Source organism: Streptomyces coerulescens (genome assembly GCF_042657965.1).
In the GTDB taxonomy this organism is placed as follows: Bacteria; Actinomycetota; Actinomycetes; order Streptomycetales; family Streptomycetaceae; genus Streptomyces; species Streptomyces coerulescens.
In genome coordinates, this window is the sequence record NZ_JBHSKM010000002.1 from 949,796 (window position 1) to 962,745 (window position 12,950).

The 12,950-nt window shown below is 70.2% G+C and carries 10 protein-coding genes; 6 read left to right on the forward strand and 4 right to left on the reverse strand.

The features are described from left to right. The 5 genes from ACFPQ9_RS05740 to ACFPQ9_RS05760 all read left to right on the forward strand — a co-directional run bounded on the left by ACFPQ9_RS05740 (position 1) and on the right by ACFPQ9_RS05760 (position 5,866). Entirely contained in the window at positions 1-1,002 is a 1,002-nt protein-coding gene (locus ACFPQ9_RS05740; protein ID WP_380847491.1) for an ABC transporter ATP-binding protein, read from the forward strand. Next, a complete protein-coding gene (locus ACFPQ9_RS05745; RefSeq protein ID WP_380847494.1) occupies positions 999-1,841 on the forward strand; it encodes an ABC transporter ATP-binding protein in 843 nt (280 codons plus the stop codon). Before ACFPQ9_RS05740 ends, ACFPQ9_RS05745 begins: the two co-directional genes overlap by 4 nt. A gap of 187 nt (positions 1,842-2,028) precedes the next feature. Beyond that, entirely contained in the window at positions 2,029-3,537 is a 1,509-nt protein-coding gene (locus tag ACFPQ9_RS05750) for a family 43 glycosylhydrolase (RefSeq protein WP_380847497.1), read from the forward strand. A 46-nt stretch (positions 3,538-3,583) separates the two neighbouring features. Beyond that, the gene (locus tag ACFPQ9_RS05755; RefSeq protein ID WP_380848446.1) at positions 3,584-5,005 is read left to right on the forward strand and encodes a family 43 glycosylhydrolase; all 1,422 of its coding nucleotides are present in this window, start codon (positions 3,584-3,586) and stop codon (positions 5,003-5,005) included. A 78-nt stretch (positions 5,006-5,083) separates the two neighbouring features. Beyond that, the gene (locus tag ACFPQ9_RS05760) at positions 5,084-5,866 is read left to right on the forward strand and encodes a polysaccharide deacetylase family protein (RefSeq protein ID WP_380847500.1); all 783 of its coding nucleotides are present in this window, start codon (positions 5,084-5,086) and stop codon (positions 5,864-5,866) included. 36 nt (positions 5,867-5,902) lie between these two features. Here ACFPQ9_RS05760 and ACFPQ9_RS05765 read toward each other — a convergent pair whose 3' ends face one another. Beyond that, a complete protein-coding gene (locus tag ACFPQ9_RS05765; RefSeq protein WP_380847503.1) occupies positions 5,903-6,913 on the reverse strand; it encodes a DUF2278 family protein in 1,011 nt (336 codons plus the stop codon). Between the two features lie 215 nt (positions 6,914-7,128). Between ACFPQ9_RS05765 and ACFPQ9_RS05770 the strand changes: the two genes are divergently transcribed. Beyond that, positions 7,129-7,572: an SRPBCC family protein gene (locus tag ACFPQ9_RS05770; RefSeq protein ID WP_380847506.1), complete on the forward strand. Its 444-nt coding sequence runs from the start codon at positions 7,129-7,131 to the stop codon at positions 7,570-7,572. A 107-nt stretch (positions 7,573-7,679) separates the two neighbouring features. On the opposite strand, the gene ACFPQ9_RS05775 is transcribed toward ACFPQ9_RS05770, so the two are convergent. From ACFPQ9_RS05775 to ACFPQ9_RS05785, 3 genes are all read right to left on the reverse strand, one after another. After that, entirely contained in the window at positions 7,680-8,837 is a 1,158-nt protein-coding gene (locus tag ACFPQ9_RS05775; protein ID WP_380847509.1) for an XdhC family protein, read from the reverse strand. Positions 8,838-8,886: 49 nt separating this feature from the next. After that, positions 8,887-10,344 (reverse strand): NCS2 family permease, encoded by a 1,458-nt coding sequence (locus ACFPQ9_RS05780; RefSeq protein WP_380847512.1) that lies wholly within the window; start codon positions 10,342-10,344, stop codon positions 8,887-8,889. Between the two features lie 182 nt (positions 10,345-10,526). Continuing rightward, on the reverse strand, positions 10,527-12,947 hold the full coding sequence (locus ACFPQ9_RS05785; RefSeq protein ID WP_380847515.1) for a xanthine dehydrogenase family protein molybdopterin-binding subunit: 2,421 nt from the start codon (positions 12,945-12,947) through the stop codon (positions 10,527-10,529). Between the last annotated feature and the right edge of the window lie 3 nt (positions 12,948-12,950).

Consider the following 12,950-nt stretch of genomic DNA (forward strand, 5'->3'; position numbering starts at 1 on the left):
ATGCTGCTCGACATCCAGAACCTCACCCTGGACCTGCCCGGCGCGGCCAGGCCCCTGCTCGCCGAGGTGAGCCTCAGGGTCGGCGCCGGGGAGACCGTCGGTCTTGTCGGAGAGTCCGGCTCCGGCAAGTCCACCACCGCGAAGACGGTGCTACGGCTGCTGCCCGAGGAGGCGTCGGTCACCGGACGTGTGCTGGTCGACGGCACGGACGTCCTCGCACTCGACGGGGCAGCGTTGCGCGCGCACCGGGCCGGCACGGTCGCGATGGTCCACCAGGACCCGCGCTCCGCCCTCAACCCGGTGCGCCGCGTCGGTGACTTCCTCGTCGAACGCCTGACCCGCACCGGCGCGGTCGACCGTCGCACGGCCCGCGCGAAGGCCGTGGAACTCCTCGGCGCCGTGGGCCTGTCCGAGCCCGGGCGGCGCTTCGGGCAGCGGCCGCACGAGATGTCCGGCGGCATGCTCCAGCGTGTGGTGATCGCCGGCGCGCTCGCCGCCGAGCCGCGGCTGCTCCTTGCCGACGAGTCCACCAGCGCGCTGGACGTCACCACGCAGGCGGAGATCCTCGCCCTGCTGCGGTCCCTGCGCGCACAGCGTGACCTCGGGATGCTGTTCATCACCCACGACCTGCATCTGGCCGCCGCGTTCTGCGACCGCGTGTACGTCATGTACGCCGGACGCGTGGTCGAACAGCAGCACGCGGACCGTCTCTTCACCCAGGCCCGGCACCCGTACACGCGTGGCCTGCTCGCCTGCTCCCCCGAACTCGGCGGCACCGGGCGCGCGTTGGAGCCGATCCCCGGCCGGCCGCCGTCCCTGTCCGACGCGTTCACCGGCTGTCCGTTCGCGTCGCGCTGCCCGCAAGCCGAGCCGGAGTGCGCGACCTGGACCCCGGAGCCGGTGCCGCTGCCGGGCGGCGGTACGGCGGCGTGCCGACGGCTGACCGACCTCCCGGACGACCTGTCACTCACCTCCGCCTCGGCCAAGAGGAGCCCCGCATGACCGCGATCGAAGCCGGGCCGCAGCCCCTGCTGGTGGCCGACGGCCTGACCAGGACGTACCGGCTGCCGGGCGGCGAGCGCCTCACCGCTGCCGACCGGGTCTCCTTCACCGTGCCGCGCGGTGGTTCGCTCGGCGTGGTCGGTGAGTCCGGCTCCGGCAAGAGCACCGTCGCCCGGATGCTGGCGGGCCTGGTACGGCCGGACGCCGGCACGGTCACCGTGGACGGCCGGGACCGCGCCACGCGCCCGTCGGCCTTCGGCCGGGGCCGGGCGGCGCACCGGCTGGCTCGGGCCCGGGAGATCCAGATGGTGTTCCAGGACCCGTACGTCTCCCTCGACCCGCGCCTGACGGCCCGTCAATGTCTGCGTACGTCCCTGCGGCTGCACGGCCGTGACGCCGACGACGGGCGGATCGCCGCCCTGCTGGACCAGGTGGGCCTGGGCGCGAGGGAGGCGGGGGCGCGCCCGCACGAGCTGTCCGGCGGGCAGTGCCAGCGGCTGGCCATCGCCCGTGCGCTCGCCGTCGATCCGCGTGTTCTCGTGCTGGACGAGGCGGTCGCCGCGCTGGACGTGTCGATCCAGGCACAGATCCTCCGCCTCCTCGGCGAGATCCGGCGGGACACGGGTGTGGCGCTGGTCTTCGTCAGCCATGACCTGGCCGTCGTCCGGCACATCACCGAGGAGACGGTGGTGATGCGCCGCGGCGGGGTCGTCGAACAGGGCCCCACGGACCGGGTGCTGGATGCGCCCGAGGACCCGTACACCCGCCTCCTGCTGGCGTCCGTTCCGCGCCGGGACTGGGATCCGGCCGACGCGGTACGGGCCAGGGCGATCGCCTGAGGAGGCAGGGCGCACGAGCGCCAAACCCGCGTGCCCGCACGCGGGTTGACGCGTTCCGCGGGACGAGATCGATGCGCACGGCATGACGAAACCGTTGACGCGGACATGGCCCACTTTTATCTTCTGTCCCCATCACGATCGGAATCACGAACTTCGTTCGAAATCACGGACAGAGATGAAACTTCATATGCCTCCGACGTCTCACCCCCCACGCGGGAAACGCCGCAGATCGCTGATCCTCTGTGTACTCGCCGCGCTGCCGGCCCTGTTGGCGACACCCTCGCCGGCGTCCGCGGCGGACGGCCGCCCGTACACGAACCCCCTGAAGTCGTTCAAGGGCGCCGACCCCTGGCTCCAGTACCACGACGGCAACTACTACCTGATCACCACGACGTTCACCGGCATCCTCGGCATCCGCAAGTCACCGACGCTCGCGGGCCTGGCCACCGCGCCCAACGTGCAGGTGTATGCGGACACCACCTCGACCCGCAACACCAACTTCTGGGCGCCGGAGATGCATCTGGTCAACGGCCACTGGTACGTGTACTACTCGGCCGGCCAGAGTGGCGTCGCCTGCTGCGACTCCCAGCGCACGCACGTCCTGGAGAGCGCCGGCATCGACCCGATGGGGCCGTACACCTACAAGGGCTCGCTCACCGGGTCGAACCTCACGCCGGGCGGCTGGCTGATCGACGCGAGCCTGCTCCGGGCGAACGGCAAGCTGTACCTGGTGGGCAGCGGATTCGTCAACGGCAGCACCCAGAGCCTGGTCATCGCCCCGCTGAGCAATCCGTACACCCTGGCGAGCAGCACGTTCACGGTCATCTCCAGTCCGACCCTGGACTGGGAGCGCTCCGGCAGCCCGGTCAACGAGGGCCCCGAACCGCTCTATCGGGGCGGCCGGACCTTCCTGACGTACTCCGCGAGTTCCTGCCAGACAGCCGACTACAAGCTGGGCCAGTTGGAGTTGACGGGCACCGATCCCCTCAGCCCCGCTTCCTGGACCAAGAAGCAGACCCCGGTCTTCCGGCGCAGTGACGCGAACGGTGTCTACGGTCCCGGTCACAACGGCTTCTTCACCTCGCCGGACGGCACCGAGAGCTGGATCGTCTATCACGCCAACTCCGCGGCGAACGGCGGCTGCGGCAACGGACGCACCACCCGCGCCCAGGAGTTCACCTGGAACACCGACGGCACCCCCAACTTCGGCACCCCGGTCGCCCTCGGCACCACTCTGCCCGGCCCCTCCGGCGAGAGCGCCGCGACACCGACGGCGTACACCCTCGTCAACCGCAACAGCGGCAAGTGCCTGGACGTCAACGGCGGCAACGCGGCCGACGGCACCAATGTCCTCCAGTGGACCTGCAACGGCGGGACCAACCAGAAGTGGCGGGTCGAGGACCTCGGCGACGACACCAACCGCCTGGTGAACGTCGCCACCGGCAAGGTGATGGACACCGCCGACTGCTCCGCGGCCGACGGCGCGGACATCCGCCAGTGGTCCTGGCTCAACAACAAGTGCCAGCGCTACCGCCTGGTGTTCACCGCGACCGGCGACCACGTCCGGATCGTCAACGAGTCCACCGGCAAGGTCGCCGACGTCGCCGACTGCTCGACCGCGAACGGCGCCGACGTACGGCAGTGGACCTGGCTCGACAACACCTGCCAGCAGTGGCGCCTCGTCCCCACGACCTGACGTGAACCGGAGAACTCCCGTGAAAACCAACGCCGTTCGCCTGCTTCTGGCGCTTCTGGTCGCCCTCGCGGCCTGCCTCGTCGCCCCGGGCTCCCCCGCCCTGGCCGCCGTCCCCGACTCCCCCGCCGTGACCTACACCAACCCGATCGCCGAGAAGCGGGCCGACCCTCACATCTTCAAACACACCGACGGCTTCTACTACTTCACCGCGACCGTCCCCGAGTACGACCGCATCGTGCTGCGCCGGGCGACCACCCTCCAGGGCCTGTCCACGGCCCAGGAGGTGACGATCTGGACCAAGCACTCCAGCGGGGTCATGGGCGCGCACATCTGGGCGCCGGAGATCCACTTCATCGACGGCAAGTGGTACGTCTACTTCGCCGCCGGCGCCACCGACGACGTGTGGGCGATCCGGATGTACGTCCTGGAGGGCACCGGCGCCAACCCGCTGACCGCCACCTGGACGGAGAAGGGCCAGATCAAGACCCGGTGGGAGAGCTTCTCGCTGGACGCCACGACCTTCGTCGTGGGCGGCGTGCGCTATCTGGCCTGGGCCCAGCGCGACCCGTCCGTGGACAACAACACGGACGTCTACCTCGCGAAGGTGGCCAACCCCTGGACCATCACGGGCACTCCGGTGATGCTGTCGCGGCCCACCTACTCCTGGGAGACCATCGGCTACAAGGTCAACGAGGGGCCGGCCGTGATCCAGCACGGCGGCAAGGTCTTCATGACCTACTCCGCCAGCGCCACCGACAGCAACTACTGCCTGGGGCTGCTGTCCGCCCCCGCGAGCGCCGACCTGCTCAACGCGGCGAACTGGAGCAAGAGTTCGTCGCCGGTGTTCACCAGCAACGCCGCCACCGGCCAGTACGGTCCGGGACACAACTCCTTCACCGTCTCCGAGGACGGCAGGAGCGACGTCCTCGTCTACCACGACCGCAGTTACAAGGACATCAGCGGCGACCCGCTCAACGACCCCAACCGCCGCACCCGCGTGCAGAAGCTGTACTGGAAGGCCGACGGCACGCCCGACTTCGGCATCCCGGTGGCCGACGGCGTCACGCCGCAGCGTTTCTCGTCGTACAACTTCGCGGACCGGTTCATCCGGCACTGGGAGTACCGCGCCCGCGTCGAATCCGCCGTCTCCCCGCTCGCGGACTCCCAGTTCCGGGTGGTCACCGGCCTTTCCGGCAGCGGCACGGTCTCCCTGGAGTCGGCCAACTTCCCCGGCTACTACCTGCGGCACAAGAACTTCGAGGTGTGGCTGGAGAAGAACGACGGCTCGGCACAGTTCGCCGCCGACGCGACCTTCCACAAGCGGGCCGGGCTGTCCGACCCGGCGGGGATCTCCTACGAGTCGTACAACTACGCGGGGCGCTACCTCAGGCACTACGACCACCTGCTGTACGTCCGGACGCCGAGCACGGCGACGGACCGGGCGGACGCCACGTTCTACGCCCAGTAAGAGCAATGGAACGCGCAGGCCAGACCCTATGAACAGTGACTATACATGGCGAGTATACTCGCCATGTATAGTCACTCCATGCCTTTTCCGATCAAGAAGATGAAAAAGCCATGGGCCTGGTTGTGTGCCGCCGTCGTTCTTGTGACGGCGGCTTCCTTGGTGGCCTTCAGCCAGTACGTGCGTCTGGACACCACTTCACCGAGCGCCGCACGGGACCGGGCCACGTCCACCGTCAGGCCCCTCTCCGGCGGTGTCGACTGCCGCGAGGCCAAGTGCGTCGCGCTGACCTTCGACGCCGGGCCCAGCGAGCACTCCGCGCGACTCCTCGACATCCTCAAGGAGGAGAAGGTCCCGGCGACCTTCTTCCTGCTCGGCAAGCGGCACATCGAGAAGTACCCCGAGCTGGTCGAGCGGATGGCCGACGAGGGCCATGAGGTGGCCAACCACACCTGGGACCACAAGAGACTCACGGAGCTGGAGGCCGACGAGATACGTGAGGAGATAGAGCGGCCCAACAAGGAGATAGAGCGCCTCATCGGGCGGCGCCCCACGCTGATGCGCCCGCCGCAGGGCCGCACCAATGACACGGTGCACGACATCTGCCGCGAGCTGGGGATGTCGGAGATCCTGTGGAGCGTCACCGCCAAGGACTACAAGACCGATGACTCCGACCTCATCCGGCAGCGTGTCCTCGATCAGACCGAGCGGGACGGGATCATCCTGCTGCACGACATCTACGACGGGACCGTGCCGGCGGTGCCCGGGATCATCGACGCGCTCAAGGAGCGGGGGTTCGTCTTGGTCACGGTGCCGCAGCTGCTCGCACCCGGGCAGGCCGAGCCGGGCAAGGTCTACCGGTGAGCCGTCTCACCAGGTGAGGTAAGGATGGGCCCCGGTTCAGAAGACCACGGACCAGCCCTCCCGTGCGGCCTGCTCTGCGGTGTACGAGACGCCGTCCACCTTCAGTTTCCCCGCGTCGAGGAGGCTGATCTCGCCGCCGTGGTTGCCGAGTTCGGCCCCGCCGTCGAGGCGGACCGAGAGACCGGCCCCGGGCGCGAGCGGCCCGGCGGGCACGGCGGAGTACCGGCCCAGCCGGTCCTGGATCTGCCAGCCGGTCAGGTCCACGGGATCGGGCGAGGCGTTGAGCAGGGTGACGCTCTCGGCCTCGGGGGCGGGGCCGCGCGGGTTGACGAGGGCGGCGACGATACGGACGGGACGGGTGCCGGGCACCGGACGCGAACCGTCGAGGTCACCGATGGCATGGCCGGTGACGTCATCCGTCTTCCAGGACTGGCTCTGGAAGGCGAGGAAGACGGCGACCCAGCGGGACCGGGCCGGGAAGTGGACGAGCAGTCCGCCGTCCTGCCAGACGCCGTCGGAGTCGCGGAATCGGCCGCTGTTGCCCTGGTTCATATGGATGTCGTGGACACCGTTGCCGGGCAGGAACCCGAAGACCTTGTCCCTCGTCCTGGCCTCGGGCCCCCAGCGCTCCCCGAACAGATACAGGCGGGCGTCCCGGTCGGCGACCGCGCGGCGGACGGAGTGGTCGAGGAGGTCGGCGAGGTCGTTGTCGGGGCCTTCGAGGTCCGGGGGCAGCTTCCGCATCAGGGCCGGATCGAAGAGGTTGCCGCGCACGAAGTCGAGGTTCGGGCCGCCGGGGCCGGACGGCAGGGTGTTCCAGCCGCTCGCCAGCCCCGCCAGCCGGTCCGTGACCGGGTGCAGGAAGTCGTCGCTGACGAAGTACAGCAGCTCGGAGGGCTGTTGCTGGGACAGGACGTTCACGGCGGCGCGGTACCCCGTGCCGGCGTCGTCGGTGACATGGATCTGATAGTGCGGCGAGTCGCTGCCGCCCTCGCGCCGGGTGTCGACGGCCCGTCCGATCAGTACGCCGTAGGTCTTCAGTGGCATGACGACCAACTCCCCCTGGAGGTGGGCGGATTGCCCACTCCTGGGAGGAAGGGTAGAGGGTGGGGCGGGTCGGCCGAAGCCGAGTTCACCTCACGTACGCCTGCCCGCCGACGGACGGCTGGACCCCCTGCACGCCCCGTATACGCCACGCGCTCCACCGGCGACGACGCCGTGACCAGCCCTGATTCCACGGCACCGTTCCGTAAGATCGCTCCGTGGCGAACTTCCTCCTCGAACGTACGGTTCCCCTCCCCCTCACGGAGGCGTGGCGCCGCCTGACGGAGTGGCCCCGCCACGCCGACGTCGTCCCCCTGACCCGTATCCGGGTCACCACCCCCGCCCCGACCCACGAGGGCACCCGGTTCATCGCCCGCTCCGGCCTCGGCCCCCTCGCCTTCGACGACCCGATGCAGGTGACGATCTGGCAGCCCCCGCCGGACGACGACACCCCGGGCCTGTGCCGCTTGGAGAAGCGGGGCCGGGTGCTGCGCGGCTGGGCCGAGATCGAGGTCCGCCCGGGGCCCGGCGGGCGCACACGGGTGGTGTGGCGGGAGGAGCTGCGGGTGCGGTTCATGCCGCGGGCGCTGGACGGGGTGGTGGCGCGTACGGCCCGGTATGTGTTCGGGCGGGCCGCGAACCGGCTGCTGCGGCGCGCGTGAGCCGGTGACGCGGGGATCGTGCGGGAACTGCTGCGCCACGCCAGGAGCTCTCGGGGCGGTGCCCCGGCCCACGCCTTCGCCCGGCCCGGCCGGCCCGCGCCGCGGGCTCAGGCCACCGAACCGATCCGCCCCACCGGCTCGAACGTGGACGTCGCGTCGTGATGGATCGGCGTGTGCGCGCCGGTCAGTGAGACACCGCTGCCGCCCCGCCGGCCCGCGACGATCTCCGCGGCGATCGACAGCGCCGTCTCCTCGGGCGTACGAGCGCCCAGGTCGAGGCCGATCGGCGAACGCAGCCGGGCCAGCTCCAGTTCGCCGACGCCGACCTGCCGGAGCCGCTCGTTGCGGTCCAGATGGGTCCGGCGCGAGCCCATCGCGCCCACGTACGCCACCGGCAGCCGCAGCGCCAACTGGAGCAGGGGCACGTCGAACTTGGCGTCGTGGGTGAGCACGCACAGGACCGTCCGCGCATCCACCTCGGTGCGCTCCAGGTACTTGTGCGGCCACTCCACGACGATCTCGTCGGCGTCCGGGAAGCGGGCCCTCGTCGCGAAGACGGGCCGCGCGTCGCACACCGTCACGCGGTAGTTCAGGAACTTGCCGACCCGCACGAGCGCCGACGCGAAGTCGATCGCACCGAAGACGATCATCCGGGGCGGGGGGACGGACGACTCGACCAGGACCGTGAGCGGGGATCCGCAGCGCGAGCCCTGTTCGCCGATCTCCAGGGTGCCCGTGCGGCCCGCGTCCAGGAACGCGCCCGCCTCCGCGGCGACCGTGCGGTCCAGTTCGGGATGGCCGCCGTAGCCGCCGTCGTAGGTGCCGTCGGGGCGGACCAGCAGCGCGCGGCCCAGCAGTTCGGAGGGGCCGGACACGATCCGGGCGACGGCCGCCGCCTCACCGGCCGACGCCGCGGCCAGTGCCGTGGTCACCACCGGCCGGGCCGGGTCCTGCGCCCGTACCGGGGTGACCAGGATGTCGATGACGCCGCCGCACGTCAGGCCGACGGCGAAGGCGTCCTCGTCGCTGTAGCCGAAGCGCTCCAGGACCGTCTCGCCGTCCTGCAGCGCCTGTCGGCAGAGTTCGTAGACCGCGCCCTCCACGCAGCCGCCGGAGACCGAGCCGATCGCCGTGCCGTCGGCGTCCACCGCGAGCGCGGCGCCCGGCCGGCGGGGTGCGCTGCCGCCGACGGCCACCACGGTGGCCACGGCGAAGTCGCGCCCCTGCTCGACCCACCGGTGCAGCTCTTCGGCGATGTCCAGCATCTGTCGGTCTCCTCACGGCGGTAGTACGGAGGGCGGGTCACCGTACCCGTTAGTGCACGCCCATCCAGCTCTCAATGGGATTGAGGGCGAAATAGACGATGAAGATGCCTGTCAGGGCCCACATGAATGCCCCGATCTCCCTCGCCTTGCCTTGAGCGATCTTGATGGCGACGTACGCGATGACGCCTGCCGCGACACCGGCGGTGATCGAGTACGTGTACGGCATGATCACGACGGTGAGGAACACCGGGATCGCGGTGGCCCGGTCGGACCAGTCCACGTGCCGGGCGTTCATCATCATCATGGCGCCGATCACGACCAGTGCCGCTGCCGCGACCTCGCCCGGCACGATCGCCGTGAGCGGGGTGAAGAACAGACAGGCCGCGAAGAACAGGCCGGTGACGACGGAGGAGAGGCCCGTACGGGCACCCTCGCCGACGCCGGTCGCCGACTCGACGAAGACCGTCTGGCCGGACGCGCCCGCCACACCGCCGATCGCGCCACCCGCGCCGTCGATGAACAGCGCCTTGGACAGACCCGGCATCCGGCCCTTGTCGTCGGCGAGCTTGGCCTCGGTGCCGACGCCGATGATCGTGGCCATCGCGTCGAAGAACCCGGCGAGCACCAGGGTGAACACGATCATGCCGACGGTCATCGCGCCGACCTCGCCCCAGCCGCCGAACTCGACGTTGCCGAAGATCGAGAAGTCGGGCATGGACACCGCGCTGCCGTGCAGTTCGGGAGCGCCGCCGGCCCACTGCTTGGGGTCGATGACGTCAAGTGCGTTGAGGACGACGGCGACCACGGTGCCGCCGACGATGCCGATCAGGATCGCGCCGGGGACGCCGCGCGCCTGGAGCATGAAGATCGCGAGCAGGGTGACCGCGAAGAGCAGGACCGGCCAGCCGGCCAGCTCGCCCGCCGGGCCGAGGCTGAGCAGGGCCCCCTTGCCCTGGTGCACGAAGCCGGCCTTCACCAGGCCGATCAGGGCGACGAACAGGCCGATGCCCATGGTGATCGCGTGCTTCAGCGCGAGCGGGATCGCGTTCATGATCATCTCACGTAGGCCGGTGACGACCAGCAGCATGATGACCACGCCGTACATCACACACATGCCCATGGCCTGCGGCCAGGTCATCTGCGGGGCGACCTGTGAGGCGAGCACGCCGGAGACGGAGAGGCCGGCGGCGAGGGCGAGCGGCACCTTGCCGAAGAAGCCCATCAGAAGCGTGGTGAAGGCCGCCGCGAACGCGGTCGCGGTGATCAGCGCCTTCTGGGCGAGGGTGTCGCCCGCCGCGTCCTTGCCGGACAGGATGAGCGGGTTGAGCAGGAGGATGTACGCCATCGCCATGAAGGTGGTGATGCCGCCGCGCACCTCACGCGCGAGAGTCGATTCTCTCTTGGTTATGTGAAAGTACCGGTCGAGCCAGGACCTGCCGGCCGGGACGCGGGTGCCTTCTCCCGCGTCGTCGGCTGTGGTCGCCGGCTCCAGTGACTGCTGGGTCATGTAGGCCTACTCCCAAGGTTCATAGGGGCACCCGCGTACTGCGTGGACGATTGCGGGATTTGGGAAGGTGCTTCGGCCGCACGACCCGGGGGACGGCCCGAGACGAACGAACTGGGCAGCTCCGGGCGGCGCGGCGAAGTGTGACGTTCCCGGGCCGCCCGGAGAGTTCTTGCTGGGTTTCCTTACGCCGTGCCGGTGAGGTGTTCCGGCCGTACCGGCGTCCGGTCTAGCTCCAGCCCGGTCGCGTTCCGGATCGCCGCGAGGACGGCCGGGGTCGATGACAGGGTGGGTGCCTCACCGACGCCACGGAGCCCGTACGGGGCGTGGTCGTCGGCGAGTTCGAGCACGTCGACGGGGATGATCGGCGTGTCGAGGATCGTGGGGAGCAGATAGTCCGTGAAGGACGGGTTCCTGACCTTCGCGGTCCTGGGATCGACGATGATCTCCTCCATCACCGCGATGCCCATGCCCTGGAGGGTGCCGCCCTGGATCTGGCCGAGGACGGACAGCGGGTTGAGGGCCTTGCCGACGTCCTGGGCGCAGGCCAGCTCGATGACCTTGACCAGGCCGAGCTCGGTGTCGACCTCGACGACGGCCCGGTGCGCGGCGAAGGAGTACTGGACGTGGCCGTTGCCCTGGCCGGTGCGCAGGTCGAAGGCCTCGGTCGGGCGGTGCCGCCACTCGGCCTCGATCTCGACGACCTCGCCCTCCAGGACGTCGACCAGGTCACCAAGGACCTCGCCGCCGTCGGTCACCACCTTGCCGCCCTCCAGGAGCAGCTCGGCGGTGGCCCAGGCGGGGTGGTAGGAGCCGAACTTGCGGCGCCCGATCTCCAGGACCTTCTCGCGGACCAGCTCGCAGGAGTTCTTGACGGCGCCCCCGGTGACGTACGTCTGCCGGGACGCGGACGTCGAGCCGGCGCTGCCCACCTGTGTGTCCGCCGGGTGGATGGTCACCTGGGTGACGCCCAGCTCGCTGCGGGCGATCTGCGCGTGGACGGTGACGCCGCCCTGGCCGACCTCCGCCATCGCGGTGTGCACGGTGGCGACGGGCTCGCCGGCGATGACCTCCATGCGCACCTTGGCGGTGGAGTAGTCGTCGAAGCCCTCGGAGAAGCCGACGTTCTTGATGCCGACCGCGTAGCCGACACCTCGCACGACGCCTTCGCCGTGCGTGGTGTTGGACAGACCGCCCGGCAACTGCCGTACGTCCGCGCCCTCACTGCTCTCCCACTGGCGCTCCGGCGGCAGGGGCATCGCCTTGACGCGGCGCAGGAGTTCGGCGACCGGCGCCGGGGAGTCGACCGGCTGCCCGGTCGGCATGAGGGTGCCCTGCTCCATGGCGTTGAGCTGCCGGAACTCCACCGGGTCCAGGCCCAGTTCCTTGGCCACCTTGTCCATCTGCGCCTCGTAGGCGAAGCACGCCTGGACCGCGCCGAAGCCGCGCATGGCGCCGCAGGGCGGGTTGTTGGTGTAGAGGGCGATGGCCTCGATGTCGACGTCCTCGACCACGTAGGGGCCGATGCCGAGCGAGGCGGCGTTGCCGACGACCGCCGGGGAGGCGGAGGCGTACGCGCCGCCGTCGAGCACGATCCGGCACTTGACGTGGGTCAGCTTGCCGTCGCGCGTGGCCCCGTGCTCGTAGTGGAGCTTGGCCGGGTGACGGTGGACATGTCCGAAGAAGGACTCGAACCGGTTGTAGACGATCTTCACCGGCTTCCCGGTGCGCATCGCCAGCAGACAGGCGTGGATCTGCATCGACAGGTCCTCGCGTCCCCCGAAGGCGCCCCCGACGCCGGACAGCGTCATCCGGACCTTGCTCTCGGGCAGGCCGAGGACGGGGGCGATCTGGCGCAGGTCGCTGTGCAGCCACTGGGTGGCGATGTACAGATGGACGCCGCCGTCCTCGTCGGGCACGGCGAGCCCGGACTCCGGGCCGAGGAAGGCCTGGTCCTGCATCCCGAAGGTGTACTCGCCCTTGACGATCACATCGGCCCGCTCGGCGGCCCCGGCGGCGTCGCCGCGGAGGATCGGCTGGCGGTGGACGATGTTCGGGTGCGGCACATGACCGGAGTGGTGGTCGTCGCGGTTCTCGTGGACGAGGATCGCGTCCGGGGCGGTCGCGGAGGCCTCGTCGGTGATGACGGGCAGTTCGCGGTAGTCGACCTTGATCTTCGCGGCGGCGCGGCGGGCCGTCTCCGGGTGGTCGGCGGCGACGATCGCGACGGGCTCACCGTGGTGGCGGACCTTGCCGTGCGCGAGGACCGGGGTGTCGCGGATCTCCAGACCGTAGTTCCTCACATCCGTCGGCAGGTCGTCGTAGGTCATGACGGCGTACACGCCCGCCATGGCCAGGGCCTCGCCGGTGTCGATGGACACGATCTCGGCGTGCGCGACGGTGGACCGGAGGATCTGTCCCCAGAGCATGTCCTCGTGCCACATGTCGGACGAGTACGCGAACTCGCCGGTGACCTTGAGGGTGCCGTCCGGGCGGAACGTGGACTCGCCGATGCCGCCCTTGGTCCGGGAACCCTGGGTGATCTTCGTGGGGGTGCCGGTGGGGGCACCATCCGCTCGGGCGAAGCCGGGAGTGGGGGAAGGCATTCT

Excerpts from the sequence above, each read along its gene's own strand:
- ACFPQ9_RS05775 (WP_380847509.1), bottom strand. The coding sequence starts at position 8,837 with ATGCTGGACATCGCCGAAGAGCTGCACCGGTGGGTCGAGCAGGGGCGC.
- ACFPQ9_RS05745 (WP_380847494.1), top strand. The coding sequence starts at position 999 with ATGACCGCGATCGAAGCCGGGCCGCAGCCCCTGCTGGTGGCCGACGGC.
- ACFPQ9_RS05765 (WP_380847503.1), bottom strand. The coding sequence starts at position 6,913 with ATGCCACTGAAGACCTACGGCGTACTGATCGGACGGGCCGTCGACACC.
- ACFPQ9_RS05780 (WP_380847512.1), bottom strand. The coding sequence starts at position 10,344 with ATGACCCAGCAGTCACTGGAGCCGGCGACCACAGCCGACGACGCGGGA.
- ACFPQ9_RS05760 (WP_380847500.1), top strand. The coding sequence starts at position 5,084 with ATGCCTTTTCCGATCAAGAAGATGAAAAAGCCATGGGCCTGGTTGTGT.
- ACFPQ9_RS05740 (WP_380847491.1), top strand. The coding sequence starts at position 1 with ATGCTGCTCGACATCCAGAACCTCACCCTGGACCTGCCCGGCGCGGCC.
- ACFPQ9_RS05750 (WP_380847497.1), top strand. The coding sequence starts at position 2,029 with ATGCCTCCGACGTCTCACCCCCCACGCGGGAAACGCCGCAGATCGCTG.
- ACFPQ9_RS05785 (WP_380847515.1), bottom strand. The coding sequence starts at position 12,947 with ATGCCTTCCCCCACTCCCGGCTTCGCCCGAGCGGATGGTGCCCCCACC.